The 25,370-nt window shown below is 64.3% G+C and carries 31 protein-coding genes; 17 read left to right on the forward strand and 14 right to left on the reverse strand.

The features are described 5' to 3' along the window. Window positions 1-10 precede the first annotated feature (10 nt). Window positions 11-289 (reverse strand): NifU family protein, encoded by a 279-nt coding sequence (locus tag ACXIQ9_RS08170; protein WP_010312903.1) that lies wholly within the window; start codon window positions 287-289, stop codon window positions 11-13. Between the two features lie 87 nt (window positions 290-376). On the opposite strand from ACXIQ9_RS08170, the gene lepA reads away from it, so the two are divergent. Both lepA and ACXIQ9_RS08180 read left to right on the forward strand, forming a co-directional pair. Then, window positions 377-2,185 carry a translation elongation factor 4 gene (lepA, locus tag ACXIQ9_RS08175; protein ID WP_459016333.1) on the forward strand — a complete coding sequence of 603 codons (1,809 nt, stop codon included), beginning with the start codon at window positions 377-379 and terminating at the stop codon, window positions 2,183-2,185. Beyond that, on the forward strand, window positions 2,185-2,769 hold the full coding sequence (locus tag ACXIQ9_RS08180; RefSeq protein ID WP_459016334.1) for an alpha/beta hydrolase: 585 nt from the start codon (window positions 2,185-2,187) through the stop codon (window positions 2,767-2,769). Before lepA ends, ACXIQ9_RS08180 begins: the two co-directional genes overlap by 1 nt. A 1-nt stretch (window position 2,770) precedes the next feature. Here ACXIQ9_RS08180 and ACXIQ9_RS08185 read toward each other — a convergent pair whose 3' ends face one another. Further along, window positions 2,771-3,520, reverse strand: coding sequence for a hypothetical protein (locus ACXIQ9_RS08185; protein WP_459016335.1), 750 nt, complete (start codon window positions 3,518-3,520; stop codon window positions 2,771-2,773). 70 nt (window positions 3,521-3,590) lie between these two features. Between ACXIQ9_RS08185 and ACXIQ9_RS08190 the strand changes: the two genes are divergently transcribed. Genes ACXIQ9_RS08190 through ACXIQ9_RS08205 form a run of 4 tightly spaced genes read left to right on the forward strand, consistent with a single transcriptional unit; the run spans window position 3,591 to window position 5,407 of the window. After that, a complete protein-coding gene (locus ACXIQ9_RS08190) occupies window positions 3,591-3,995 on the forward strand; it encodes a hypothetical protein (RefSeq protein ID WP_459016336.1) in 405 nt (134 codons plus the stop codon). Then, entirely contained in the window at window positions 3,995-4,369 is a 375-nt protein-coding gene (locus tag ACXIQ9_RS08195) for a hypothetical protein (RefSeq protein WP_459016337.1), read from the forward strand. The genes ACXIQ9_RS08190 and ACXIQ9_RS08195 overlap by 1 nt, the downstream gene beginning before the upstream one ends. Continuing rightward, entirely contained in the window at window positions 4,366-4,839 is a 474-nt protein-coding gene (locus ACXIQ9_RS08200; RefSeq protein WP_459016338.1) for a GspH/FimT family protein, read from the forward strand. Before ACXIQ9_RS08195 ends, ACXIQ9_RS08200 begins: the two co-directional genes overlap by 4 nt. Next, a complete protein-coding gene (locus ACXIQ9_RS08205; protein WP_459016340.1) occupies window positions 4,823-5,407 on the forward strand; it encodes a prepilin-type cleavage/methylation domain-containing protein in 585 nt (194 codons plus the stop codon). The genes ACXIQ9_RS08200 and ACXIQ9_RS08205 overlap by 17 nt, the downstream gene beginning before the upstream one ends. A 16-nt stretch (window positions 5,408-5,423) precedes the next feature. Here ACXIQ9_RS08205 and ACXIQ9_RS08210 read toward each other — a convergent pair whose 3' ends face one another. The 5 genes from ACXIQ9_RS08210 to ACXIQ9_RS08230 all read right to left on the reverse strand — a co-directional run bounded on the left by ACXIQ9_RS08210 (window position 5,424) and on the right by ACXIQ9_RS08230 (window position 9,666). Next, a complete protein-coding gene (locus ACXIQ9_RS08210; RefSeq protein ID WP_459016341.1) occupies window positions 5,424-6,653 on the reverse strand; it encodes a prepilin-type N-terminal cleavage/methylation domain-containing protein in 1,230 nt (409 codons plus the stop codon). Then, the gene (locus ACXIQ9_RS08215) at window positions 6,629-7,135 is read right to left on the reverse strand and encodes a prepilin-type N-terminal cleavage/methylation domain-containing protein (RefSeq protein ID WP_459016342.1); all 507 of its coding nucleotides are present in this window, start codon (window positions 7,133-7,135) and stop codon (window positions 6,629-6,631) included. Before ACXIQ9_RS08215 ends, ACXIQ9_RS08210 begins: the two co-directional genes overlap by 25 nt. Then, complete coding sequence (locus ACXIQ9_RS08220; RefSeq protein WP_459016343.1) at window positions 7,123-7,623, reverse strand: type IV pilus modification PilV family protein; 501 nt, start codon at window positions 7,621-7,623, stop codon at window positions 7,123-7,125. The genes ACXIQ9_RS08215 and ACXIQ9_RS08220 overlap by 13 nt, the downstream gene beginning before the upstream one ends. Before the next feature lie 15 nt (window positions 7,624-7,638). Beyond that, a complete protein-coding gene (locus ACXIQ9_RS08225) occupies window positions 7,639-9,048 on the reverse strand; it encodes a hypothetical protein (RefSeq protein WP_459016344.1) in 1,410 nt (469 codons plus the stop codon). A gap of 123 nt (window positions 9,049-9,171) precedes the next feature. Then, on the reverse strand, window positions 9,172-9,666 hold the full coding sequence (locus tag ACXIQ9_RS08230) for a type IV pilin protein (RefSeq protein WP_459016345.1): 495 nt from the start codon (window positions 9,664-9,666) through the stop codon (window positions 9,172-9,174). A gap of 125 nt (window positions 9,667-9,791) precedes the next feature. On the opposite strand from ACXIQ9_RS08230, the gene ACXIQ9_RS08235 reads away from it, so the two are divergent. Continuing rightward, window positions 9,792-11,261: a HAMP domain-containing sensor histidine kinase gene (locus tag ACXIQ9_RS08235; protein WP_459016346.1), complete on the forward strand. Its 1,470-nt coding sequence runs from the start codon at window positions 9,792-9,794 to the stop codon at window positions 11,259-11,261. Here the strand turns inward: ACXIQ9_RS08235 and ACXIQ9_RS08240 are convergent. Next, window positions 11,248-11,601 carry a response regulator gene (locus ACXIQ9_RS08240; protein ID WP_459016347.1) on the reverse strand — a complete coding sequence of 118 codons (354 nt, stop codon included), beginning with the start codon at window positions 11,599-11,601 and terminating at the stop codon, window positions 11,248-11,250. The genes ACXIQ9_RS08235 and ACXIQ9_RS08240 overlap by 14 nt on opposite strands. Continuing rightward, entirely contained in the window at window positions 11,598-12,308 is a 711-nt protein-coding gene (locus tag ACXIQ9_RS08245) for a response regulator transcription factor (RefSeq protein WP_459016348.1), read from the reverse strand. Before ACXIQ9_RS08245 ends, ACXIQ9_RS08240 begins: the two co-directional genes overlap by 4 nt. Before the next feature lie 20 nt (window positions 12,309-12,328). Between ACXIQ9_RS08245 and ACXIQ9_RS08250 the strand changes: the two genes are divergently transcribed. Beyond that, on the forward strand, window positions 12,329-13,228 hold the full coding sequence (locus ACXIQ9_RS08250; RefSeq protein ID WP_459016349.1) for an ABC transporter permease: 900 nt from the start codon (window positions 12,329-12,331) through the stop codon (window positions 13,226-13,228). A 13-nt stretch (window positions 13,229-13,241) separates the two neighbouring features. On the opposite strand, the gene ACXIQ9_RS08255 is transcribed toward ACXIQ9_RS08250, so the two are convergent. After that, window positions 13,242-13,487 (reverse strand): ribbon-helix-helix domain-containing protein, encoded by a 246-nt coding sequence (locus ACXIQ9_RS08255; protein WP_459016350.1) that lies wholly within the window; start codon window positions 13,485-13,487, stop codon window positions 13,242-13,244. 64 nt (window positions 13,488-13,551) lie between these two features. Beyond that, on the reverse strand, window positions 13,552-14,247 hold the full coding sequence (gene trmH / locus ACXIQ9_RS08260; protein ID WP_459016352.1) for a tRNA (guanosine(18)-2'-O)-methyltransferase TrmH: 696 nt from the start codon (window positions 14,245-14,247) through the stop codon (window positions 13,552-13,554). Window positions 14,248-14,297: 50 nt separating this feature from the next. Between trmH and ACXIQ9_RS08265 the strand changes: the two genes are divergently transcribed. Together ACXIQ9_RS08265 and ACXIQ9_RS08270 are read left to right on the forward strand one after the other, a co-directional pair. Continuing rightward, window positions 14,298-14,630 (forward strand): MGMT family protein, encoded by a 333-nt coding sequence (locus tag ACXIQ9_RS08265; RefSeq protein ID WP_010312883.1) that lies wholly within the window; start codon window positions 14,298-14,300, stop codon window positions 14,628-14,630. Continuing rightward, window positions 14,627-15,952, forward strand: a complete 1,326-nt coding sequence (locus tag ACXIQ9_RS08270) for a 16S rRNA (cytosine(967)-C(5))-methyltransferase (protein WP_459016353.1) — start codon at window positions 14,627-14,629, stop codon at window positions 15,950-15,952. Before ACXIQ9_RS08265 ends, ACXIQ9_RS08270 begins: the two co-directional genes overlap by 4 nt. Here the strand turns inward: ACXIQ9_RS08270 and ACXIQ9_RS08275 are convergent. The 3 genes from ACXIQ9_RS08275 to petP form a co-directional block, all read right to left on the reverse strand. Beyond that, window positions 15,949-18,036 carry a transglycosylase domain-containing protein gene (locus ACXIQ9_RS08275; RefSeq protein WP_459016354.1) on the reverse strand — a complete coding sequence of 696 codons (2,088 nt, stop codon included), beginning with the start codon at window positions 18,034-18,036 and terminating at the stop codon, window positions 15,949-15,951. The genes ACXIQ9_RS08270 and ACXIQ9_RS08275 overlap by 4 nt on opposite strands. After that, a complete protein-coding gene (gene chlG, locus ACXIQ9_RS08280; RefSeq protein ID WP_459016408.1) occupies window positions 18,033-18,956 on the reverse strand; it encodes a chlorophyll synthase ChlG in 924 nt (307 codons plus the stop codon). Before chlG ends, ACXIQ9_RS08275 begins: the two co-directional genes overlap by 4 nt. Window positions 18,957-19,027: 71 nt before the next feature. Further along, entirely contained in the window at window positions 19,028-19,240 is a 213-nt protein-coding gene (petP, locus tag ACXIQ9_RS08285; protein WP_010312876.1) for a cytochrome b6f subunit PetP, read from the reverse strand. A gap of 53 nt (window positions 19,241-19,293) precedes the next feature. On the opposite strand from petP, the gene hisF reads away from it, so the two are divergent. From hisF to ACXIQ9_RS08320, 7 genes are read left to right on the forward strand one after another with little or no spacing between them, the layout of a single operon-like run. Continuing rightward, entirely contained in the window at window positions 19,294-20,085 is a 792-nt protein-coding gene (gene hisF / locus ACXIQ9_RS08290) for an imidazole glycerol phosphate synthase subunit HisF (RefSeq protein WP_424163887.1), read from the forward strand. Between the two features lie 38 nt (window positions 20,086-20,123). Beyond that, window positions 20,124-20,441, forward strand: coding sequence for a hypothetical protein (locus tag ACXIQ9_RS08295; protein ID WP_296416728.1), 318 nt, complete (start codon window positions 20,124-20,126; stop codon window positions 20,439-20,441). Then, window positions 20,425-21,159, forward strand: a complete 735-nt coding sequence (gene ubiE, locus ACXIQ9_RS08300) for a bifunctional demethylmenaquinone methyltransferase/2-methoxy-6-polyprenyl-1,4-benzoquinol methylase UbiE (protein ID WP_424163888.1) — start codon at window positions 20,425-20,427, stop codon at window positions 21,157-21,159. The genes ACXIQ9_RS08295 and ubiE overlap by 17 nt, the downstream gene beginning before the upstream one ends. A gap of 47 nt (window positions 21,160-21,206) precedes the next feature. Then, the gene (locus ACXIQ9_RS08305) at window positions 21,207-21,455 is read left to right on the forward strand and encodes a hypothetical protein (RefSeq protein ID WP_459016355.1); all 249 of its coding nucleotides are present in this window, start codon (window positions 21,207-21,209) and stop codon (window positions 21,453-21,455) included. After that, entirely contained in the window at window positions 21,452-22,390 is a 939-nt protein-coding gene (locus ACXIQ9_RS08310) for a hypothetical protein (RefSeq protein ID WP_459016356.1), read from the forward strand. The genes ACXIQ9_RS08305 and ACXIQ9_RS08310 overlap by 4 nt, the downstream gene beginning before the upstream one ends. Before the next feature lie 47 nt (window positions 22,391-22,437). After that, window positions 22,438-23,325: a glycine--tRNA ligase subunit alpha gene (glyQ, locus tag ACXIQ9_RS08315; protein ID WP_296416315.1), complete on the forward strand. Its 888-nt coding sequence runs from the start codon at window positions 22,438-22,440 to the stop codon at window positions 23,323-23,325. Between the two features lie 38 nt (window positions 23,326-23,363). Then, window positions 23,364-25,346: a ComEC/Rec2 family competence protein gene (locus ACXIQ9_RS08320; protein WP_459016357.1), complete on the forward strand. Its 1,983-nt coding sequence runs from the start codon at window positions 23,364-23,366 to the stop codon at window positions 25,344-25,346. Window positions 25,347-25,370: the final 24 nt, after the last annotated feature.

Here is a 25,370-nt window from a genome sequence, read left to right on the forward strand (position 1 = left end):
GGGCCGGGGCTCAGAGGACCTGGACGACTTCGCTGACTTCGGGGATGGCCTCGCGCAGCTTGCGCTCGATGCCCATCTTCAGGGTCATGGTGCTGCTGGGGCAGGAGCCGCAGGCGCCCTGCAGACGCACCTTGACGATCGGACCGTCGATTTCCACCACTTCCACGTTGCCGCCGTCGGCCATCAGATAAGGACGCAGCTCATCGAGGGTGCGCTCCACGTTCTCAATCGTGAGGGCGCGGGGATCGGCGTTTTCGGTGGCTGCTGCGGCTGGGGTTTCGGTGCTCATCGCGCTGAGACGGAGTTGCGCCGAGCTTAGGAACGCGGGACCGCTGCCTAGGATCAAGGCCGTCCGAGCCGGGACTTCCACCAGCGCATGACCGACGTCCCCGCTTCACGGATCCGCAATTTCTGCATCATTGCCCACATCGACCACGGCAAGTCGACCCTGGCCGATCGTCTGCTGCAGGACACCGGCACGGTGGCTGTCCGGGACATGCAGGAGCAGTTCCTGGACAACATGGAACTGGAGCGCGAGCGCGGGATCACGATCAAGCTCCAGGCCGCGCGCATGGAATACAAGGCGGCCGACGGCGAGACCTACATCCTCAACCTGATCGACACTCCCGGTCACGTTGACTTCTCCTATGAGGTCAGCCGCTCCCTGCAGGCCTGCGAGGGGGCGCTGCTGGTGGTGGATGCCAGCCAGGGCGTCGAGGCGCAGACCCTGGCCAACGTCTATCTGGCCCTGGAGAACGACCTGGAGATCATCCCGGTCCTCAACAAGATCGACCTGCCCGGTGCCGACCCCGATCGGATCGGCGAAGAGATCGAGGCAATCATCGGCCTGGACTGCACCGGGGCGATCCCCTGCTCAGCCAAGAGTGGCCTGGGGGTTCCCGAGATCCTGCAGGCCGTGGTGGACCGCGTTCCGCCGCCGCCGGATCGGGTGAAGGAGCCCCTGCGGGCGCTGATCTTCGACTCCTATTACGACCCCTACCGCGGGGTGATCGTCTACTTCCGGGTGATCTCCGGCTCGATCAGCACCAAGGACAAGGTCCTGCTGATGGCCAGCAAGAAGACCTACGAACTCGATGAGGTGGGGGTGATGGCCCCCGACCAGCGCAAGGTCGACAGCCTGCAGGCCGGTGAGGTGGGTTACCTGGCGGCCTCGATCAAGGCCGTGGCCGATGCCCGCGTGGGCGACACGATCACCTTGATGAACAACCCCGCCGAGGCGCCGCTGCCGGGTTACACCGAGGCCAAGCCGATGGTGTTCTGCGGCCTGTTCCCAACCGACGCCGACCAGTACCCGGACCTGCGCGAGGCCCTGGACAAGCTGCAGCTGAGTGATGCGGCCCTGAAGTACGAGCCCGAGACCAGCAGCGCGATGGGCTTTGGCTTCCGCTGCGGCTTCCTGGGTCTCCTGCACATGGAGATCGTCCAGGAGCGTCTGGAGCGCGAGTACAACCTCGATCTGATCGTCACCGCCCCATCGGTGATCTATCAGGTGAACATGCTCGACGGGCAGACCTTGATGGTCGACAACCCCGCGACGCTGCCGGATCCCCAGAAGCGCGAATCGATCGAAGAGCCCTACGTGAAGCTCGAGATCTACACGCCGAACACCTACAACGGCACCTTGATGGAGCTCTGCCAGGAGCGCCGCGGTGAGTTCATCGACATGAAGTTCATCACCACCGAGCGGGTGACCCTGCACTACGAGATGCCCCTGGCGGAGGTGGTGACGGACTTCTTTGATCAGATGAAGTCGCGCACTAAGGGTTACGCCTCGATGGAGTACTCCCTCATCGGCTATCGCAAGAACGATCTGGTGCGCCTGGATGTCCTGATCAATGCCGAGCGGGCCGACCCCCTGACGACGATCGTGCACCGGGACAAGGCCTACAACGTCGGCAAGGGCCTGGTGGAGAAGCTCAAGGAGTTGATCCCCCGCCAGCAGTTCAAGATCCCGATCCAGGCCTCCATTGGTAGCCGCGTGATTGCGTCGGAGAGCATCAGTGCGATGCGCAAGGACGTGCTCGCCAAGTGCTACGGCGGTGACATCTCCCGCAAGAAGAAACTGCTGCAGAAGCAGGCCAAGGGCAAAAAGCGGATGAAGGCGATGGGCAAGGTCGAGGTGCCCCAGGAGGCCTTCATGGCCGTGCTGAAGCTCAACCAGTGATGCGGCGCGTGTTGGCGCTGGCGGCCCTGCTGGCTGCACCGGCGACGCTGGCTCCAGCGATGGCGGCTCCCCAGGAGCCATATCCCGCCCTACAGCTCACGACGGGAGCCGATGTCTGGAGCATTCCCTACGCGGCACTCGAGCAGTTCATCAACGAGGGCAGCTTCAGCGACCAACGGCTGATGAAGCTGGTGATCCACTCCGGCTGGCCGGAGAAGGATCTGCGGGTGGCCCTGGCCAAGCCCTACAGCGTGGACTACCTGGCCCTTTCGCGCTTCCTCAATTCCAAGGCCGGCGAGGCCTTTTTGATCCAGCAGACCCAGGCCTACAAACCCCTGAAGGCCAGCGGCACGGTCGGGATCGAAGGCCTGCGCTACGCGATCCTCGAGAACGCCAAGTCCGGCACGATCTCGGCGATGGGGATCCTGAAGCAACTGCCGGTGCCGATGGCCTTCAACCTCGGCGGCCCGCCGATCGTGCGCTGCTCGTCGCTGCCCTGCGAGAAGCCGGAGCAGTGCCGCTCGGTGCTGAGCTGGTGGATCTTCCTGCCGGCCTGCCTCCAGGCCGCGGCGATGAACGGCTGAATCAGCTCTGACGATTGATGCGGTCGCGCGCCAGGAGGGCTCGCTCTTCGGCGCAGTAGTCCCGTCGGCCCAGTTGATGGGCGCTCTTGCTGAAGCCGTTTTGGGCCTCCAGGCGCAGGTTCTCGGTGCAGCGGCGGTAGAGCTCGGCGCGGTTGATGGCCTCTGAGCTCCACCAGAAGCTGGGCTGCCCGACGGCTTTACAGACCAGCGTTCCGGCTGGAGAGACCAGCCATTGGGCCGCCTGGGTGCCGGCCTTGAGGGTGCTGCCGCCGCAGGAGCGGGGTTGATCGAGGGGTGAAAACCGTTTGCTGGTGATCACCACGGTGGTGGGGTGACTGCGGTCGCAGAAGAGCTCGCTGCCATCGATCGGGTTGCGGATGCCGCTGCTGACGCTGTTGTTCTTTAGGGCCAGGGCACAGGCGCGGGCGGCCTTGTCGGCTTCGCTGATGGAGAGGGCGGCCAGGGGCGCATTGATCTCGGCATCGGGGCCGGGGGCTTGCAGCATGCGCACCGCCACCCATTGGCCATAGGCCAAGGGCGGGGCGGCCACGACTCCGATCAGGGCCCAGGGGACCCAGCTGCCCTTGACTCGCTCAAAGGCGGCGATGGAGGCCAGCAGTCCAACGGGGCCAGAGGTGAGCAAACCCAGGCCAGCGGCTAGCAGCTTGTCGCGCCACTGCTGGGCCTCTTGGCTTTCCAGCAGCTCGGTTTCGCGATTCCCGGACTGGGCCATGGAGACGCTCTCCTGCATTCGTTCTAGCGACGTTTGGTTGTTTGATCCCGCGGGCGGGGAATGCTCAGCGCAGTTGGCCTGAATCCCGATGGCACGCCGAACGCCTGAAGACGCGGGTTTTGTCTTGCCCCTGGCCCTGGCGGGGGTGCTGCTGCTCTGGCTCAGCAGCCTGTCGCTGCAGGCCGCGGTCTTGCATGGCCGCCGGCTCCAGCGGCTCGAGCACCAGGGGGTGCAGCAACGCGATCAGTTGGCCTCCGCCGCCCAGCTCTGGGCGGATTGGTTTAGGGCTGAGGGGCGCTGCCAGCGGCCGCTTCCCCCCAGCCAGTGGGCCGAGGTTTGTTCGATGGAAGGGCCGTCCTTTGATGACCCGGGCGCTCTTCTGCAGTCCTGGAGTCCCAGCGCCGAGGGCGGCACCTTGGCGCTGCAGCTGAGGAACTCCGAAACCCAGGGGCGCTTTGCCCTTGGTCCCTTTGGTGTTCGGGAGCTGAGCTGATGCAGTTGATCGAAGTCAGCCTGGCGGCCGTGCTGTTCACCGGCGCGACGGGGGGATCCCTGCGGCTCTGGGCGGCCAGTGGCGGCCAGCAGCAGCAGTTGGCCTCCCGCAGCGAACTGCAGGAGCGGATTGAGCTGGATCGTCTCCAGCTCCAGGCCCGTTGGCGTCAGGCATTTGCCCCTGGCCAGTCCTGCCCGGCGGTGGAGGGGCAGCTGGAGGCGGAGGCGGCCCGGATTCAGCCGCCACCGCAGGTGAGCCGTGCGTTGCAGGACCCCGCTGATGGCCGCGGCGTGGTGGTGGTCTGGAGTGCGCTGGATCAGCCCGAGCTCCAGCGTCAGCGCCGTTTCACTGCGGCGGGGCTTGGGCTGTGTTGAGGTCTGCTGGCTATTCCTTACCGGAGCTGCTGCTGGTGATGGGGCTGCTTGGGGTCGTGGGTTCCTTGAGTGTTCAGAACGGTGGCGATTTGCTGGCCCGGCAGCGCCTGGAGGCAGCAACGCGGTCGCTGGAGCAGGGCATCAACCGCGCTCGGGCTGAGGCGATCAAGCGGCAGGAGCCCTGCGGCATGCAGCTCGCGGAGATGGCCTGGCAGGCCCCGCCTGCGGGCAGTGACCTGGAGCCTTGCTTTGCCGCCAATACGCCCTGGCCGCAGGGCGTGAGGGTGCAGCACAACTTCCCTGCGCTGCTGCGCTTCACCAGCTCAGGTCTGGTGCTGGATGGCGGCACGGCGGTGCTGCGGCATCACGGGACGGACCTGGAGCGCTGCGTGGTGATGGGCTTGCCGTTGGGGGTGGTGCGATTGGGGCGACTGGGAGCAGCGGGCTGTGCGGTTGACCCGGGCCTCTAAGAGCGGAGGCTTCTCCCTGGTGGAGCTGCTCTTGGCGCTGGCCCTGGGGATGGGGCTGTTCGGGGTGATCCTGCAGGCGCTACTCGCGGAGGGGCGCAACAGCAGCCAGTTGGTCCGTGGGTTGCGGGAGAGGGGCTTTCAGCGGCGCAGCCTGGATCTAGTCGCCAGCGACCTGCACCAGGCCGAAGGGATCAACGCCTGGCCGGAGCTGGCGGAGCCGGCCTGTTCCCTGGCGGGCCGAACTCCGGTGCTGCATTTGGAGACTGCCGCAGGTCCGATCAGCTATTCACTAGGCCGCGCCCCGAGTTCCATTTGGCGCGGGCAGGTGTTGATGCGCTGCGGACCGGCCTATGGGCTCGATGGCCGCCTCAGCCTTGGTGGATCGTCTCCCAACCGGGTGGTGATCGATGGCTTGATGGCGAGCGGCCCGGAGACGTTCCGCGCTGAGGTGGCTGCAGCCGAGGGGGTGTTGCGCTTGGAGCTGGTGCAGCAGTTCGCGAACGGGGGGCGTCAGCAAACGATCCGCTCGCAGCGGTTGCTGGATCTCACAGGCCTGGAGTTGTTTTAGCTAGCTGCGGAGCGCGCTACTTCAGGTCGTATCGACCGTCGCGGAAGATCAGCACTTCTGCGTTGGTTGTTGTGAGGGTGTAGGCCGTTCCGGCGTTGCTGTAGCTCAGGCTGCAGTTGCTGCGCGTGCAGGCGCTCAAGCCGCTGAAGTTGTTGCGGACGTCATCGAGAAAGACCACGTCTAGATCAGGCCCGCCCACGATGGAGTCGTTGCCGAGGCCTGGGAGATAGCGGTTTTCCCCGGTTCCTCCTGTGAGGGTGTCATTGCCGTCTTGGCCAATCAGGACGTCATCGCCCGCGTTGCCATTGAGAGCGTCAGCTCCCTTGCCGCCAACGAGGCGATCGTTGCCGTCGAGGCCATTGAGGGTCGCTCCAGGATGGCTGTTGCCGGTCAGATCGCCTGCTTCCAGGACGTCATTCCCTGTCGACCCCTCGATGTTGTCCCCGCCGCCATAGCCGCAGATCAGCACGTCTTGGTCTTCCGGAACTTCACCTTGAGGAACGCTGAGAGTATTGGCTGAGCTGTCGCCACCACTCAGCTTGTAGAAGCCCTCAATCGTCAGGTTTTGATCGCTGCAGAGACTGGTCGCGTTGGGATAGGAGAAAATTGGGCTGATGCGCGAGTAGGTGTTGGTCTCTCCCTCGAACGTCTGTGTGCTGATTCCCTTGATGCACAAGTTGATTCGAAGTGATTTGCTCGTGTTGGTTGTATTGCTGGGGTCTGGGATGACGCTGAGATCGCAGTCCTCGGCTAATCCATCAAGAACGAGCTTGCTTACTCCAAGACTTGATTCAGTCCCTGTAATTTGGTTGGCATAGTCTCCGTCTTCCGCGATGCTGGGGCCGCAGCGATAGAGACTTGCACTTCCATTCCAGATACTGCTGCTATTGACCTCGTTATCCCGCACGAAGTAAATGACTGGTGGTAGATCCCGGCGGATCTCTAGGGCAAAGCGAAATTCATCAGCGGTAATAGAAGGACTGCACTGGTCCAGATTGACCGAGCCCGGGCTAGTGAGAACGCGTTCGCTAAGGGCTACTTCTGACTCGATGAAATGACTGGCGCGATTCCAATCATTGCGAAGGCGCTCGAGGGATTCTAGGCGGGCATTGGATTGGAGATGGGAGACGAGTGCTTCTCCAGCGACCACGCTCAGTAGGACTCCGATTGAGGCCGCGACGAGCAGCTCCGTCAGCGTGAAGCCATCGGCTTTTGTCCGCTTTAGTAGCTCGTTGTGTAGACGCATAGTCCCGAACGAAGCTTGCCGCTACGCAATGACCCCAGGGGTTCGAGTAAGCGCAGGCAGCGTGAATGGCGACTTCCCACCAAGTTGATGCGCAGATCGCCATCGGTTGTGGTCGTCCCTCGTGGGGTAAAGACCCAGGTGGAGGGCGATCCGCCTTGCAAGCTGAAGCTCAGACCGCTTGTGTTGGTGATCTCTTGCTGCAGATCCAAGATCGAGCTCTGAGTTGGTTGGTGATCACAGGTCCCGGTGAAGGTCGCCGCGGCGCTGTCAATCACGGCACGACAGACCGTGGAGTTTTGGATGGCTTTGCGCCTGAGATCTTCAAGCCAGCTGGTGCTGAGCTTGGCGGCGCTATTGAGCCTTTCGTCTTCCCAGCGCTGTTGGAAGTTTGGAATGGCAAGACCGGAGAGGATGCCAACGATCACGATGACAACCATGAGCTCGGGCATTGAGAACCCACCCTCGTGTTTCACGGGCACCACCCTTGAGCATGAGGGACCAGGGTGGTTGACACCACCATCTCCGGACTGGTCGCGGCTGAATAGCTGATGTGCAGCCGGTTTTGGTCAGCGGTATAGGTCGCATTGACCGTCACTGGTGGGATGGAAGCAACGTTGAAGCTGCTGGGCTTGTCAGCTGCTGAAAGGCTGGTTAAGAAAGCTTCCCCAAGGCTCTTGTTGACGCAAAGGGGTTTCAGTGTAGCCAGGTCATATTTCAATGCTTTCGATAATTCGTTGCTGCTACACCCTTGGGTGCAGAGAAACTCGAAGCTCTGCTTGCGCAATGCCTCGATATGGGTCGCAATCGAGGCGTCGACCAGTGATCTGCCTTTCGATCTGCTCATCCCACTGAGAGCGTTGGTGGTCATCCGAACACTGCTCAAGACAATAAAAATCAAGATGAAGGAGGCGATGAGAACTTCTGGAATGCTCAGTCCTGCCTGATTGGATTGTCTTGGTGTGTTCCTCATCGATGGATGCTTTCCTTACTGCTTTGTCCAGCTGCTCCAGTGCGATACCCCCAGTGCAACATAGTCCCTAATGCCTAAGGCATATTGAGGTCCAAACTTGTTGAATAATTGGGTGCCGATGTCGGCGGGGACAACCAGTTGAGCGACATTCGAAGAGGAGCCATTCCACTCCTTAGCCCAGACCGCTCCATTGATATCGCCACCAGTGCATTCGCCCTCTGAGTCACATTCGGCTGTTTCTTTGGATCCTCCATTAATTCCCATGTTTCCATCGGGGAAATAGGCCCAAAGTGCGTTAGATGTTGATGCTCCGGCAAGTCTGACGAATTGGTCCGTTGTTGTGTTGCCTGGATCGATTGGGTTGCCAAATAGGCCGAGAGAGCTTGCGCTCGCACCTGCTGGTAGGTGTTTGATAGCGGCACCGCCAGTGAAGACGGCTTCGCGTCCTCGAACATAAATCCGGACATCACCTGCTGTGGTATCGACCGTCAGGATTTCATTCTTGCTTTTCAGGCTGATGTCATTGACCATGCAATGGGTGATGGAGGTGTCGTCTTCTTTTTGCTCGACGCGGCAGGCACCCGTGTTTTGTCCTGCGGTAAAGGTGGTGCTGCTTGTGATTGATTCCGGTGGCTCAAAAGCAAGCCCTGTTGGTGGTTCTGGCACCGGTGGAAGGTCAATCGGACCGAGAAAAATCTGGCCCGCTACATATCCATTTCTATTCATCTGGATATAGCTTTCTTGTTGCTCTCTGCTAAGAGACTCAGATTCTGTCCCTGAGTAGCATTGAAGGCAGAGGACGTTCCCCGAGAGGGTTCCGAAGACATCATTGTTTCCCAGGACGACTTGTTGGCCAAGTAGTCCCGGAAATCCGCTGGTCACCGTGGGCTCTCCAAAGGAATTCGTGCAGCTCTTGGGTCTGACATCAATCGTCTGCTCGACGACTGATGTAGCGGCAACCGAATTGTTGGAATGCAGTCGCTCGCCCCTCATTCGAATAGTTGCTTTGCCTCCGTAAAAGGGGCTGCCTTGAAAGAGATAGCTGAGGAGTGTGTACTTGCCGCTGCTTCCAACTGTTCCGCTGAGGCTGGGTTCCCCAAAGGTCGCATCTGGACAGACTGATGAAATGTAGTCGCCATCATTCCATGGTTGCCCGACATTGCTGGAGTCGTAGCTTTTGATGAGGAGGTAGGAGTAGGACGCGTTCAGGCTTTCGAGAGTTCTGGCGATGCCTGCTTCTGCGATCTCGCGAGCCTGGCGCGATTGGCTTTGTCGAATTGTGCCGGAAAGCCCTAGCCACGATCGTGCGGCTAGGGCCATGAGTCCGGTCGCAATGATCAGCGAGATGATCATTACGAGGGGGAGGATGAAGCCGTCGCGAATAGCTTCTCTTTCGCTCTTGAGTATTCCTTTTGCCCTCGGCATAATGTATCGCTCTATCTTTGGTGAGCTGGCTATTCGATTTTGCTTGCGAAATCTAGGGCAAGGTTGCGACTTTGTCTTCGGTTAGAATTGCTCCATGCTTATTTGGTTGATTAATTGTATGGGCTACAGGCAGGTGACGGTAACTCCTGGAGAGCTGCTGATCTCTACTTCTCCTGTGTCAAGATTTACGCAGCCGTTGTATACAATGGTGTTGGGTATATTTGCATCGGTTCCGTTTCCTGTGGCAGTTGCTGTTGTAACTGGGTCGGCAACGGTGGAGGCGTAAGCGAACCGACCTGCTGTGTTCATGTTAGTTATTGTTTGATTTATGGCCGCCTGTGTATCTGCGACGACCCCTGTCATTTGCCACTCTGCCTGGGCTTCTCTGAGTATGACGGAGAGTTTCTGTTTCGCTTCTGTCCCTTTGGCCTTGTTTGTTTGATTTAAGAAGTTTGGTAAGGCAATGGCGCTGAGGATTCCAACGATTACGATTACAACCATCAGCTCCACCAAGGTGAAGCCCTTCTGGAGCGGGTTCTTCTTGCTGGACTGTCTGGTGTTCAGGTTTCTCAGCAGGGCATGGCGAAGAAGCTGAGGCTTGAGGGTGGAAGCCGTCATGAAGGTGTTCGGTGGCTTCTGTCCACCGTATGCAGCCCCAATTGCTGCAGCCAGAAGGATTGTCTGGGGTTTGCCTGAGAGTTTCCTGAGTGGCGCAGATCCATGGCTGTGCCTAACTTTCGTCCATGCCCGCCGCCTCCATCCGCCGGCACTTGCAGGCCACGAGCCTGCTGGCGGTCCTGGCTGGCTATGTGGTCTTGCTGGGCGTCAACCGCGAGCTCTCCGGGCGCCTGCGCTACGACCGGCATCTGGCCCAGGCCGAAGCCACCCGGGAGGTGCTCGAGCGCCTGGCTCCAGCTGATGTCGATACCCCGGTTGAACTGCAGGAGCTCCTGAGCGAATTGGCCACACCGACCTTGATGGTGTGGATGGTTTGGCTGGAGCCCCAGAACGCCAAAGGCCCGCCGCTGCTCTTGCCGGCTGGCTTGCTCTTTGAGGACTACAGCGCTGCTCACCCCTTGATTGACGCGGCTGCCAAGCAGTTGCGGCTGAGCCCCCAGCCCCATGAATTCGAGCTGGCCGGTCGCTCTTACTTCACCTCGGCGATTCCGATTCGCCTGGCGGGCCGGCCCTATCAGCTGCGTTTTGTGCAGGACTTCAGCCTGCAGCATGCCCAGGAGCAGCAAATGCAGTTGCTCTTGATTGCGGTGGCAGGGATGACGGCGCTCTTCACCTCAGCGCTGCTGCGGCTGGTGATTCACCGCGGTCTGATGCCGCTGGAGTCCTTCAGTGACTCCCTCAAAGGCATGTCCAGCAGCTCCCTGAGCACCGAGCGCCTGTCCTTGAAGGGCCAGCCCCAGGAGCTCAGGCCGATCGGCAACGCCTTCAACGATCTGCTCGATCGCCTCTCGGAAGCCTGGGAGCACCAGCGCACCTTTGTGAATGGCGTCTCCCATGAGCTCAGAACACCGATCACCTTGATCTCGGGCTACAGCCGCCGTCTGCTGCGCCACCGCGATCAGCTCTCCAGCGCCGATCAGGAGCAGTTGCAGTTGGTAGCGGAGGAATCCGAGGCGATGGGCCGCCTGGTGAATGACCTGCTCGAGATCGCCCGCGACGACGCCGGTCGGCTGCAGCTCGAATGCAGTCCTCTCGATCCCTATGTGGTCCTCTCGGATCTCTTTGTTCGCCTGCAGTCCAGCAGCGGTGATCGGCTGCGTTTGCGCACGGCTCCAGCGGGCTACCCGCAGGTGTCGGCGGACCCCGAGCGCCTGAGTCAGTGTCTGACGAACCTGGTGGAGAACGCCAGCAAGTACAGCCCAGCGGACGCGCCGATTGAGCTGGGCCTCAGTAGCGCTGGCGATGAAGTTGTTCTGCATGTCATCGACCACGGTCCGGGGGTTCCGGCTGAGGAGCGCACTCAGATCTTTGAGCGCTTCCGCCGCGGCAGCACCACCGGCGAGGTCTCAGGCCATGGCATCGGCCTGGCGGTGGTCAAAACCCTGATGGAACGTATGGGAGGCAGTGTCGCCGTAGTCGAGGCCCCCGCCGGTGGTGCTGACTTCCAGCTGCGCCTGCCCGCGCTTCCCCGTGCGCCGATGGAGCCGCGGCTGAGCCGCAGCGAGTCCCTGCGCCGTTGGTTCAGCCCCGGTTGAGTAGCTGCGGCAGCCGCTCGAGCGCCTCGGTCTTCAGCAGTGTTGCCGTCGCTCCCTCCCGTCGCGCGCACGCGCTCACCTGTGGATCGGAAAGGGCGGTGACGACCACCACTGGTGCGCGGAAGGCCTGGGCCCGCAGGGCCTGCAGGGTGCCGGCTCCATCCAGACCGGGCATGACCCAATCGAGCAGCACCAGTTCCACCTGATCCAGCCGGGTATCCGCCAGCAGTTCTCCCCCTTCCCGGCAGCGCAGCACCTCGGCCCCCAGGTCCTCTAGTTCGCTGGCGAGCAAGGCGCGGATGCGCGGGTCGTCGTCCACCACCGCCACCAGGGGGCTCATGGCGCCACGGCCTTTGGGGCCCCGAGCTTGAGCAGGAAGCCCACGCCACGGATGGTCTGGATCAACGTCGGTTGCCCCTCGGGCTCCAGCTTGCGGCGCAGGTAGCGCACGTAGACATCCAGCACGTTGCTGTCGCCGACAAAGCCTTCGCCCCAGACGCTCTGCAGGAGCTGTTCGCGGCTTTGCACCCGTCCGGGCTCGCGCATGAGCTGCCGCAGTAGGCTGAATTCCGTCAGGCTCAGGTGGATGGCGATCCCGCCGCGGCTGACCTCATGGCTGGCGGTGTTCAGCACCAGGTCTTCCACCTGCAGTCGCTCGGGTGCAGTGCTTCCCCGCCGGGCCAGGGCCCGCAGCCGCGCCAGGAGCTCTTCGATTGAGAACGGCTTCACCAGGTAGTCATCGGCGCCCGCGTCCAGGGCTTCGACCCGATCCGCCACCGCATCCCGGCCGGTGAGCATCAGCACTGGGAAGTTCAATCCAGTGGAGCGCAGCCGTTGGCAGACCTCGACGCCGCTGAGGTCCGGCAGCATCCAATCGAGGATCAGTAGCTCCGGCGTGTCCTGGCGAATGGCCAGCAGGGCGTCCATTCCACAGCCGCAGGACTGCACGGCATAGCCCTCCTCTTGGAGCTCGAGCTCCAGGAACTGCCGCAGCTTGGGGTCGTCGTCCGCGAGCAGCAGGCGGGTGGCTTGGCTGCCAGGGGCCATCGGTGGCATGGTGTGCCGCAATGACTCCCCCCGTCTTACCTACATCTGCGGCATCGCGCCTTCTGGCCTGGCGCCCGCAGAGCCTCGCCGCGCGGATGGCCCGCTGGGGGGTGGCGATTGTCCTGGTCTATGTCCTGATGGCGCTGCTGACCCCAGTGCTGATTCACCTGGGGGTGCTGCCGGAGGTGAATGGCGGCCTGGAGAACCCGATCTATGCCCCGCCCTCCTGGCAGCACTGGTGCGGCACCGATCGCCTGGGCCGCGATGTCTGCAGCCGCACCCTGGCGGGCAGTGGCGTGGCCCTGCAGGTGGTGGTGGTGGCCCTGGTCTCGGCGCTGGTGATCGGCGTCCCCCTGGGGATGGTCAGCGGTTACCTCGGGGGTTGGCTGGACCGGGTCCTGGTGCTGCTGATGGACACGCTCTACACACTGCCGGTCCTGCTGCTCTCGGTGGTGCTGGCCTTCTTGCTGGGTAAGGGCCTGCCCAACGCCGCTGCGGCCCTCTGCGTCGTCTACATCCCCCAATACTTCCGGGTGGTGCGCAACCAGACCGCCCAGGTCAAGGCTGAGCTCTACGTCGAGGCGGCCCGTTCCCTCGGGGCGAGTCCCTGGTGGATCCTGCGCTGCTACCTCTTCCGCAACGTCATCACCTCTGTTCCGGTCCTGCTGACCCTGAACGCCGCCGATGCCGTGCTGGTGCTGGGCGGCCTGGGCTTCCTTGGACTGGGCCTTCCGGAGACTGTGCCGGAATGGGGTAGTGATCTGCAGCAGGCCCTCAATGCCCTGCCCACAGGGGTCTGGTGGACGGCCCTCTACCCCGGGGTGGCGATGTTCGTCCTGGTGCTCGGCCTTTCGTTTCTGGGGGAGGGGCTGGAGAGTTGGCTCAGCGGCAGCGGCAACAACCTGCGCTCTGAGCAGTAGGGCTAGGGGCCAGTTAGCTCCAACATCCCCGCAGGTTGTTCACCAGCTCAAGGTCAACTGACGATCCATCCAGACGGCGTGGAATCACCATCAGCCCATTGCGCTTGATTTGGGCGGTCTCTGGGTTCTGCCGGTTGGCTTGCGCTAATCCCTGGCGAGCCCGTTCGCTGATGACGCTGCCAATGGGTTGTTTGCGCTGTCGCGCCAGGACCTTGGCGGCAGCGAGGACGTCGTCATCGAGCGACAGAGTCGTGCGCATCTGATGCTTTGCATCAAGCATCACAACTGTATGGCGAACTTCGCTGAGCGTTCCCGCCGCTGGCTCAGTAGCGCAGCTTCAACGTGCGGGGGAGGTCCTCGGCGATCTCGCCCTCGTCCGTGAGGGCCGGGTAGGGGCGACCCTCGCGGCGGCACCAGTCCGCCACCTGGGGGTAGGCCCACTCGAACAGGATCCGGCGGTATTCGCTTTCGCCCCCGGGAATTCCCTCGCCGTTGCTCGGGACCTTGCCGGCTCGCTGCCGCTGGCGCAGTGCTTCAAAGAGCAGAGTGGCCGCCGCGACACTGACGTTCAGGCTCTGGACCATTCCGGTCATGGGAATGAAGAGCGGCTGATCCACCAGCGCTAGGGCCTCCTCGCTCATGCCCCACTTCTCGGCCCCCATCAGAAAACAGCTGGGGCCGGTGAAATCGCAGTCGCGGTAGTCCACCGCATCGACGCTCAGGTGGGTCCCGTAGATCCGAAACCCCTTGTCCTTGAGCCCCTGCAGGCAGCCCTCGATGCTGGCGTGCGGATGCAGCGGCACCCATTTCTGGCTGCCCTTGGCGGTGTTGTTGAAGGTGCGGGGCCGTCCTGGCAGGCTGACGACATGGGCCTCCAGGGCGCCGACGGCGTCGCAGGTGCGCAGGATCGCCGAGAGGTTATGGGGCTTATCCACCTGCTCCATCACCACCGTCAGATCGCCCATCCGGTGGTTCAGCACGGATTTCAGGCGCTCAAAGCGGCGGGGAAGCAGCGGCATTGGCTGGGCAGGGGCCAACATCCATCGTGTCTGATGGCCGTTCGCCGCCCATGGAGCGGAGCTTTGATCAGCGGGTCTGGCGGGCCGTTGCCCAGATCCCCCCGGGGCGGCTTGCCACCTATGGCCAGATCGCTGAACTGATCGGTGCCTATGGCCGCGCGCGGCAGGTGGGTTGGGCCCTGCGCCGCCTGACCCTGCCCTCGGAGATTCCCTGGCAACGGGTGGTGAATGCCAAGGGCTGCATCTCCCTCAGCCAGAGCCGAGAGGGCTCCGATTGGATGCAGCGGGACCTGTTGATCGCCGAGGGCATCCCTGTCGATGCCGACGGCCGGCTTCCCCTGGCCCAGTACCGCTGGTCACCGGGCGCTAGTTGTGGGGGATGAGCAGCGCACCCCCCGGATTGGCCTCCCGCCAGGTGGCATGGCAGGTGCTGCAGGCCGTGGCCGCCGGGGCCTATGCCGATGGGGCCCTCGAGCGGGAGCTGGGCCGGGTCTCGCTCTCGCCTCAGGACCGCGGTCTGGCGACGGAATTGGCCTACGGGGCGATCCGGCAGCGGCGCCTGCTGGATGCCTGGCTAGATCAACTGGGCAAGGTCCCGGCCGAGCGGCAGCCCCCGAAGCTGCGCTGGCTGCTGCACCTGGGTCTCTATCAGCTCTTAAGCAGTGATCGCATTCCCGCCTCAGCCGCCGTCAGCACCACCGTGGAGTTGGCCAAGCGCGGCGGCCTGAGCCGGCTGGCACCGGTGGTCAACGGCATGCTGCGGGCTTTCCTGCGCCGCCAGGAGGCCGGCGAGGCCCTGCCCCTGCCGGGTGATCCGGTGGCGGCCCTGGCCATTCGCCAGTCCCTGCCCGATTGGCTCGCGGCTGCGCTTTTGCAGTGGCAAACCCCGGAGCAGGCGGAGGCCTTCGCGCTGGCCTGCAACACGCCGCCGGCCCTGGACCTTCGGGTCAACGGCCTGCGCGCTACACCCGAGGCGGTTCAAGCGGCCCTGGCCGCGGCGGGGGTGGTGGCTGAACCGCTCGAGGGTCTGCCGATGGGCCTCACCATCAAGGGCCGCTCCGGTGATCTGCGCCATCTGCCCGGCTACGACGAGGGGCACTGGTGCGTTCAGGACCGATCGGCTCAAACCATTGCGCCATTGCTCGATCCCAAGCCCGGTGAGCGGGTGCTGGATGCCTGCGCGGCCCCGGGGGGCAAGAGCACGCACTTGGCGGAACTCATGGGCGATCAAGGGCAGGTGCTGGCCCTCGATCGCGGCGAGGCGCGTCTGCGCCGGGTCGCCCGCAACAGCGAGCGCCTGGGTTTGGGCTGCATTGAGACCCGACATGGGGACGCCGTGGAATTGGTCTCAGAAGCCCCTGAACTCCTGGGGCAATTTGATGCGCTTTTAATCGATGCCCCCTGCTCAGGGCTGGGAACCCTGGCTCGCCATGCCGACGCCCGCTGGCGGATTGACCCGGCCGCGATTGAGGGGCTGGTGACACTGCAACGGCAGCTTCTGGAGGGATTGCTCCCCCTGCTCAAGCCCGCCGGTCGCCTGGTCTATGCCACCTGCACGGTCCATCCCGAGGAGAACGGCGACTTGCTGGAGGCGTTCCTCAAGGATCACCCACAGCTGCGCTTGGAGCAGAGCTTCCAGCTCTGGCCCGGGCAACTGGGTGGCGGGGGGGATGGCTTCTTCGCGGCGCGAATCGTTCGGACTTAAGGCGTTGGGGGCGCCTGCGGGGCCGGTGCACTGCGCCGGTTATCCAGCAGATCAAAGCGGCAGTCGACGTAGCGGGGGTTGGTCTGCATGCTTCCGCAGGGGTCCTGGCGTTTGGCCGGTCGGGATGGAGCCGGCGTGCGCACGCTGGGTTGGCCTGGAGTCACCGGTGCTGTTGTGGTCTCCTCTGTCGTTACCTCCTCAGTGGTTTCCTCCTCGTCCGGCTTCACCAGCTTGAGGTTTTTGGTGAGGGCCTTCAGTGGATTGAACTTGCCCTTGAGCACCGGCTTGGGCGGGAACTGCTCCACCGGCAGCTCCTTGAGGATCGGCGCCATGTATTCCGACCAGGCAACCACAGCGCGGGAACTGGTGCTCTTGGTCTCTTTGTTGTTGTCGTAGCCCAGCCAGAGGCCGGTGACGAGTTGGGGAACGCCGCCGATGAACCACAGATCTCGCCCCCCTTCTGAGGTGCCCGTCTTACCGGCGGCCGGCCGGCCCGGGGGGACCGCGCCATAGCCGGTGCCGCCGCTGACGACCTTCTGCAGCATCCACAGCATCGCGTCGGCGATGTCGCTTGGAACTATGCGCTTGCCGGGATCACCGTTGACGCGTCGGCTCCAGAGCAGTTCACCGCCCGGGCCCAGGATCTCCTCAAAGGGCGTCGGCTTGATGTAGACGCCGCGGTTGAAGATGCCCGCATAGGCGGCCGTCATGTCCAGGATCGTCTGCTCGGTCGCACCCACCCCCAGCGGGTAGAAGCGGCCCAGCTCCTTGGTGATTCCAAGGCTGTTGGCCGTGGCGATGACCTTGTCGAAGCCCACTTGCTTGAGCAGGCTGACCGAGACGGTGTTGAGCGAGTTCTGCAGTGCCACCCAGAGCGGCACGGTCCCGTAGTACTTGTTCTTGAAGTTTTTCGGGCAGTAGCCGCCGTAGCAAACCTGGCGGTCGGTGATCTTGTCCTCAGGCTTCATGCCCTCTTTCAGAGCCGTTAGGTAGACGAAGAGCTTGAACGTCGAGCCGGGGGAGCGCAGTGCTTGGGAGGCCCGGTTGAACTGGCTGGCGTTGAAGTCCTTGCCGCCCACCATGGAGCGAACCAATCCGGTCCCCGGTTCCATCGAGACGACCGCACCTTCCATCGCCCCGGGGGCGTGGCGGTTAATCGTGCTTTGGGCCTTCTCCTGCCAGTCGATGTTCAAGCTGGTGCGAATGGTCAGGCCACCCACCTCGAGTTGCTCCTTGGAGAGCACGTTGGGCAGTTCCTGGGCGACCCAGCTGGTGAAGTAGGGGGCGCGGCTGGTGAAGTACTTCGGCTCCGCCGGCTTCAGCAACAGGGGGGAGCTGTTGGCACTCTCGAGCTGCAGGTCATCGATGAAGCCGGCCTCGCGCATGCGCCGCAGCACGATCGCCCGGCGCTGCAGGGCCAGGTCGGGATTGACCAGCGGTGAATAGATCGAGGGGGCCGGCGGTAGGCCGGCAATCAGGGCCGCCTCAGGCAGGTTCAGCTCGGAGGGCGTTTTGGAGAAGTAGATCCAGGCCGCATCCGAGACCCCGTAGGCCCCGGCGCCGAGATAGACGTAGTTGAGGTACTGCTGAAGGATCTGCTCCTTGCTCAGCTGGCGCTCGAGCTTGCCGGCCAGCAGCGCTTCCTTGAGCTTGCGAATGATCGTGCGGTCCTGGCTGAGGAAGACCGTGCGTGCCAGCTGCTGGGTGATGGTGCTCGCACCCTCTTCGACCGAGCCGCTGGAGATGTTGCGCACCATCGCCCGGCTGATGCCGATTGGATCGATGCCGTCGTGTTGGTAGAAGCGGCGGTCCTCAGCGGCGATGAAGGCCCGCTGCACCAGCAGGGGCATCTGGCCGGTGACGAGCTTCTCGCGGGTCGCCGGACCGAGCTTTTGAATCACCTGGCCATCGCTGGCCAGCAGGGTCAAAGTGCCGGGGCGGTTGTAGCTGCTGACGCCACGCACATTCGGCAGCAGGCTGTCGACGCTGCGGGTGACGACGGCCTGGGTGAGCCCCACCGCCAGGCCGGCACCGGCTCCGACGAGACCGGCTGAGATCAGCTGCCGCCGGCGCCGCTGCTTCACATCACCACCAGGTCGCTGTGGCCGATGGCCAGAGCGGTGACGAGCATCCCGAGCACCAGGAAGGGCTGGGCGCTGGCTTGATACTTCACGTCAAAGGCCACCGGATCACGCAGCAGCCAGATGTCCTGGAAGGTGATCTGGGGAACGATCAACAGCACCAGCAGAACAGCAGCAAAATGTTGGCCGATGGCGATCAACACGGCCACCATCGCCAGCTGAAAGACGTCGATCATTCCTGCGCTGATCCAGCTGGCCCTCTCGATGCCAAAGGCCACGGGGAGCGATTGCAGACCAAGAGCGCGATCTCCCTCGACGCTCTTGAAGTCGTTCACCACGGCAATGCCCAAGCCCGCCAGGGAGTAGGCCAGGGTCAAAAACGCCGTGGTCCAGGTCAGGTGACCAAAGAGGGCCTGGCCGGCCCACCAGGGCAGGGCGATATAGCTCGCGCCCAAGGCATAGTTCCCCAGCCAGCCGTTCTGCTTGAGCTTCAGCGGGGGTGCCGAATAGATGTAACTGACAAACGAGCCGCCCAGAGCCAGGAGGAAGAGCACGGGGGTGTCGTGTCCTGCCCAGAGGTCCAGGCCGTAGGCCACGCCGAGGCCTGCCAGCAGCAGCACCCAGATCTGCGCCTTGACCTGCCAGAGGGGGATCGCCCCGGAGGGAATCGGCCGGTAGGGCTCGTTGATCGCGTCGATCTCGCGGTCGTAGTAGTCGTTGATGGTCTGGGTGAACCCAGCCAGCAGCGGGCCGCTCATCACCATGCAGGCGATCGAGGCACCGACCTCAGAGACGCTCCAGTGGAAATTGCCTGAGGCCGCGGCTCCGCAGAGAACCCCCCAGATCAAAGGAATCCAGGTGACCGGCTTCATCAGCTGAAGCCGGATCTTCCAGATGTTGGTGGTGCCGCTGGCACCTTTCATGCCCAGCAGTTGCCGGGCACCGCCACCAGTGGCGGCGGTGGGGTTGGGGGATTCGCTCACGAAAGGGGGCTTCAGGCGGCGGTGATTTCGTCGTCGAAGAACCAGGTGGTGGTGCCGTTGCTCAGCTCAACCACCACACCGATGCCCTTGCCATCGGTGACCTTGAAGTCCTTGACGGTGCCGGTGGCATCGCTCTGCAGGGCGGAAACCAGGTCGGCGGGGATGCGATCGCGCACCCGGGTGACCCGCACCTTCGAGCCGACGGTGATGGCAGCCTGGGACATGTCCGGCGCGACGAAAAAGTGGCGCCAGGCTAACCCGCTGCAAGCCTGCCCCCATGGTCGCCAAACGGATCATTCCCTGCCTGGATGTGGCCGACGGTCGGGTGGTGAAGGGGGTGAACTTTGTCGGCCTTCGCGATGCCGGTGATCCCGTCGAGCTGGCCTGCCGCTACAGCGCCTCCGGGGCCGATGAGTTGGTCTTTCTCGACATCGCCGCCAGCCACCAGGGGCGGGCCACCCTGGTCGATCTGGTGCGGCGCACTGCCGAGGCGGTGACGATCCCTTTCACCGTGGGTGGAGGCATCAGTTCTGTGGAGGGCATCACCGAACTGCTGCGGGCCGGGGCCGACAAGGTCAGCCTCAATTCCTCCGCCGTGCGGGACCCCGAGCTGGTGGCCCGTGGCGCTGAACGCTTTGGCTGCCAGTGCATCGTTGTGGCGATCGACGCCCGTCGCCGTGAGGACGGCTGGGACGTCTATGTGAAGGGTGGCCGCGAGAACACGGGGCTCGATGCGGTCGCCTGGGCGCGCCGCGTGGTGGAGCTGGGCGCCGGTGAGATTCTGTTGACCTCGATGGATGGGGATGGCACCCAGGCGGGCTATGAGCTGAACCTCACCCGGGCGGTTTCCGATGCCGTGGATGTGCCGGTGATTGCCAGCGGCGGTGCCGGCTGCATCGACCACATTGCTCAGGCCCTTGATGCCTCACCAGCCGGTGGCCATGCCTCAGCCGCCCTGTTGGCGTCTCTGCTGCATGACGGGGTGCTGACGGTGGAGCAGATCAAAACCGACCTGCTCGGCCGTGGCCTGAACATTCGGCCGCTGGAGGCCGGGTCGCGCGCCGCTTAACCCGCCGTTACAATTCACTCAGCTTTCACTTCGCACCAGTGCTGGCCCTCGATCAGAGCCATTCCCCAGTGCTGGCCGGAGCCATCGTGCTGGTGGTGATCGTGATGGTGGCCTGGGCCCTGCAACTCATGCAGGCCGCCAGTGATCGCAAGGAATTCTCCTTGATGTTGGCGGGCTGCATGGTCTGCTCCGCGGCCATTGGTCTGGCGACGGTGATGGTCATGACCTTTACCAGTGCTGAGCGTTTAGAGGCCCAGGGCTATCTCTCGGCCCTTGAAACGAATCAGTCCGAATTAATGGCAGCGGGTGTCAGTCTCGACTCGATCTCGCTGCCTTGGGATGCCGCCGAGCCCTGAGCCCTTCGCTGCCATCCCGCCTGGCAATCCCGAGGCGGTACGCGAGTTGTTCGATCGGATCGCCCCGGAATACGACCGGCTGAATGATCTGCTGAGCCTGGGGCTCCATCGCCTCTGGAAGCGTCAGGCCGTGGCTTGGCTTCAGCCAGCCCCGGGTCAGCGCTTGCTGGACCTCTGCTGCGGTACGGGGGATCTCGCTCTGCTGTTGGCTGAGAAGGTGCGCCCTGCGGGCTTGGTTTTGGGACTGGATGCGGCGGCGGCGCCCCTGGAGCAGGCCCGGCGCCGGGCGTCCCGTTGCCCCTGGTTGCCCCTGGAGTTTCGCCAGGCCGATGCCCAGGCCACTGAGCTGGCCGACGCCTGGGCCGATGGGGCTGTGATGGCCTATGGCCTGCGCAACCTGGCGGACCCCGCCGCTGGTCTCCAGGAACTGCGGCGCTTGCTCCGTCCCGGTGGTCGCGCTGCGGTGCTGGATTTCAACCGCGCCCTGAATCCCCAGGGACTGACGGCCCAGTTCCAGCGCTTGTACCTGCGTCAGTTGGTGGTTCCCCTGGCGAAGCGCGCTGGTCTCGAGGCTCAGTACGCCTACCTGGAGGACAGCCTGGCGCGTTTCCCCACTGGCCCCCAGCAGGAGCGCTTGGCGATCGAGGCGGGCTTCAGCCACGCGCGGCATCAGCTCCTGGCCGGCGGCCAGATGGGGCTGCTGCAACTGATCGCCTGAACCGCCTGGGATCACTAGCCTTTGCGCAACGATCCGCCAGGGGTTCCATGAGCAAGGCACGGGACATGATCAACGCCCACCTCTTTCCGGTGCTGGCCCTCATTGCCACGGCCAGTTCGGTGTCGATCGCCCTGTCCATTGGTGCGATTGGCGGGCAATCGGTGCGTTGGAACAAGTGCTTCAACACCTCGCTGGAGTGGTACCAGCGCAATCAACCGAGCCTGAGCCTGGATGAACAGAAGGCCTGGTCCGCGCGCTTCTGCAATGGCGGTGCCTTGGTGAAGCCAACCCCTTGAGCTCGCCCCTCGAGCGCTGCAGGGAGATTGCTGGGTTTGAGGCCCTGGTCATCGCCTTGGGCTACAGCTCGTTGGAGCACTGGATCGCCAGTTGGAGCGCCAGAGGTGGCCTGAGGATTGCCCAGGAGCTCTGGCCCCCCGGCGTTGATCCGGCCTGGATCGCTGCGGTGGGTTTGCCGCTGTTGGATCAGCTCCAGCGGCTGGATCGCGGCGCAGAGCCTTCCCTGCTGGGCCTGGCGGCGATGCCGGGTTGCGGCAAAACCACCCTCTGTGCCTGGCTCAAGCGGGCAGCGGCCTCCCAGGGCCTGGCCGTTGAGGTGGTGTCCCTCGATGACTTCTATTTCGAGGGGCAAGCGCTGGACGCGGCGATGCGGGGCAACCCTTGGCGGGCGCCCAGGGGCATACCCGGTAGCCATGACGTGGAGCTCCTGCAGCACTGCCTGCGCCAGTGGCGCAGCGACGGTGCGTTTGATTCCCCCGTCTTTGACAAGGCCCTGCGGCAGGGCCGTGGGGATCGCGCCGGCTGGAGAGCGCTGAAGGCCGATCTGCTGATCCTGGAGGGCTGGTTTGTCGGGGCGGGTCCCTGGCCGGCGAGCGAGCCTGATCTGATGTCCCTGGCTCCCGGAGAATCGGCCTACCGGCCAGTGATTCAGCGGAACCTCGCCCCCTACCAAGCGCTCTGGCGCGAGCTCGATTGTCTCTGGCAGCTCAGGCCCACAGCCCTCTCCCATGTGATGGCCTGGAAGCGCCAGCAGAACCAGACCCAGCAGCAACAGACGGGTGCTGGCCTGAGTGATCCAGATCTCGAGGCGATGACGCGCAGTCTTCAGGTCTGCATGCCGGAAGCGGCACTGGTGGCTGGCCGCTCACCCGATGTGGTGCTGCAGGTGACTGCCCAGCGCGGGCTGCAGGCGGTCGAGCTGGCGGGCGGTTAGCGACAATCCCCCAAGGCAGCCCTGCCCACCCAGTCGCCACAGCATCCGTGCACTTCCAGGACATCATCCAGACCCTGAACCGTTTCTGGGCCGAGCGGGGTTGCCTGATCCTTCAGCCCTACGACACGGAGAAGGGTGCGGGAACGATGAGCCCCCACACGGTGCTGCGGGCCATTGGTCCTGAGCCCTGGGCTGTGGCCTATCCCGAGCCCTGCCGTCGTCCGACGGATGGCCGCTACGGCGATAACCCCAACCGAGCGCAGCACTACTTCCAGTACCAGGTGCTGATCAAGCCCAGCCCGGATGCGATCCAGGAGACCTACTTGGCCTCGCTGGAGGCCCTGGGGATCCGCGCCAAGGAGCACGACATCCGCTTTGTGGAGGACAACTGGGAGTCCCCCACCCTGGGCGCCTGGGGTGTGGGCTGGGAGGTCTGGCTTGACGGCATGGAGGTGACCCAGTTCACCTACTTCCAGCAGTGCGGTGGCATCGACTGCCGGCCGGTGTCGATCGAAATCACCTATGGCCTGGAGCGTCTGGCCATGTATCTCCAGGACGTAGAGAGCATCTGGGATCTCTCCTGGGACGGCAACCGCTCCTACGGCGACATCTGGTTGCCGTTTGAGAAGGGCCAGTGCACCTACAACTTCGAGGCCTCCAATCCTGAGCGCCTCAAGCAGCTGTTCGCGATCTATGAGGCCGAGGCGGCGGACCTGGTGGCCAAGAAGCTGCCGGCTCCGGCCCTGGACTTTGTGCTGAAGTGCAGCCACACCTTCAACCTGTTGGAGGCTCGCGGCGTGATCTCGGTGACGGAGCGCACCGCGACGATTGGCCGCATCCGCAACCTGGCCCGTCAAGTCGCCGAGGCCTGGCTGGAGGAGCGCGAGGCGTTGGGGTTCCCGCTGCTCAAGCAAGAGGCGGCCGTCGCGGCCTAACTGCGGGAACGCTCACCCCAGTCTGGCTGGGGTGATGTTTGCCGCTGTTGCTGTTGAGCGGAGCCCTGGCGGCGTTGTCGCTTGGGGTGCTGCCCCTTCCGCTCGCTGCTCGAACAGCTCTGGCCGTTCTGCTGGGGTTGCTCCAGCTCTATGGCTGCAGCCGTCGGGGCTGGCCGTTGTTGAGGCGGCTGGCCCTGCTCTTGGCCTTGCTGCTGCTGGGGACCTGGGGCTGGATCGGCCGTCCCCATCCCTTGGCGGCGGACCCGGTGCATTGGATCCCGGCGGCGCAGCGTTCCGTCCCGGTCCAGCTCCAGGCCGGCCTGCTCCAGGACACGCGTCCCATGGGCGAGGGCTGTGCGGTGTTGGCGGAGCTGCCGCAGGGGCGGCTGCGTTTGCGCTTTCGCGACTGCCCGCAGCTCCAGCAGGGCTGGCGGCTGCAACTTGAGGGACGCCTGCAGCGCTTGCGTTCGGGACCGCACCCCCTGTTGCCTGGGGCGGCGGAGCGTTTGGCTGGCAAAGGGGTCTGGAGTGAACTCCAGGTCGAGCGCTGGAGCCTGATCGCCCGCCCGCCCACACCCCTGGCGGATCTGCGGCGACGGATTGCAGCGGAACTACGGCGGGTTGGCGGAGAGCAACCGGGGGTGCTGCTGGCGGCGTTGGTCCTGGGGCAGGCGATGGTCCCTTTGCCGTTGAGCGTGAAGGAGGCCTTCCGCGCGGCGGGGCTCTCCCATGCCCTGGCGGCCAGTGGCTTTCACCTGAGCGTTCTGCTTGGGGCGGTGCTGCTGCTGACCCGGCGTGCTTCGGCGCTGGTGCGCTGGCCGGCGGCCTTCGGGGCGATGGCGCTGTTTGGCCTGCTGGCGGGTGGTCAGGCGTCGGTGGTCCGTGCCCTGTTGATGGGGGCGATGGCGTTTGTCCTCAAGGAGAGCGGCCGTCGTTCGCGGCCCTTGGCCTTGTTGCTGCTCTGTCTGCTGTTGATGCTGCTTTGGCGCCCCAGCTGGCTGCTGGATGTGGGCTTTCAGCTGAGCGCGGCGGCCACGGCGGGTTTGATCCTCTCGGCCTGCCTGCTGGAGGAGCGGTTAGGCCTTTGGCTCCCGAGCTGGGCCGCCGGCGCACTGGCGATCCCCCTGGCCGCCTCGCTCTGGACCCTGCCGCTGCAGCTGCTGCATTTCGGGGTGGTGCCCAGTTACGCCGTCCTGGCCAATGTCCTGGCCGCTCCGCTGCTGACGCCCCTGACCTTGGGGGCCATGGCGATGGCCCTGATGGCGGTTCTTCTCCCGCCGCTGCTCGCGGCCATGGCATTCCTGCTGGTGCCGCTGGCCCAGCTGTTGCTGGCCCTGGTGCAGCTGATGGCGGGCTTGCCGCTGGCCCAGTTGCCGATCGGCCGGCTCGGACCGCTGTTGCTGTTGCTCGCTTTGGCGGGACTGATGCCGTGGTTGCTGCCGGCGGCACGCCGGTGGCGCCTGGTGGTGTTGCCGCTGCTGCCGCTGGCCCTCGGCCTGCGCCTCTGGCAGCAGAGCCGAGACCAGTTGCTGCTGGTGCGTCAGGCGCCGCGTCAGTGGATCGTGGCGCGCCACCAGGGCCGGGCTGGCCTGGTGAGCCTGAAGGCCGACCCCAGCAGTTGCCGCCGCGCGGAGCAACTGGCCCAGGGACTGGGCATTGCCCGCTTCGATTGGCTACTCCTACTGGATCCGCTGCCGGCCGAGTCCAAGGGCTGTTGGTCCCGCCTGGCGCTGACGACGGTCGAGCGGCTCTTGCCGCAGCAGCGCCTCAGGAGCCCGGGCTTAGAGGTGAGCCGCCTCAGCGCCGATAGCCAGGGCCTTCTTCTGCGGGCCGGGGGCCAGCGCTGGCAGGTGCTGCCCGATCGGCAGGCCTGGTGGAGCTGGCGTCGCCAGGGCGGCGGCGGCTCGCTCTGGCTTGGCTTTGTGCCAACGGCGCGCGAGCGAAGGGAGCTCCAAAGCCGCCGGGGGCTTTCGGCCTGGTGGCCCCCTGCCGGTTCCACCAGCGGATGGCACCAGAGCTGAGCTGGCGGCTTGATCCGTACACTG

The organism is Synechococcus sp. LTW-G, from assembly GCF_054459035.1.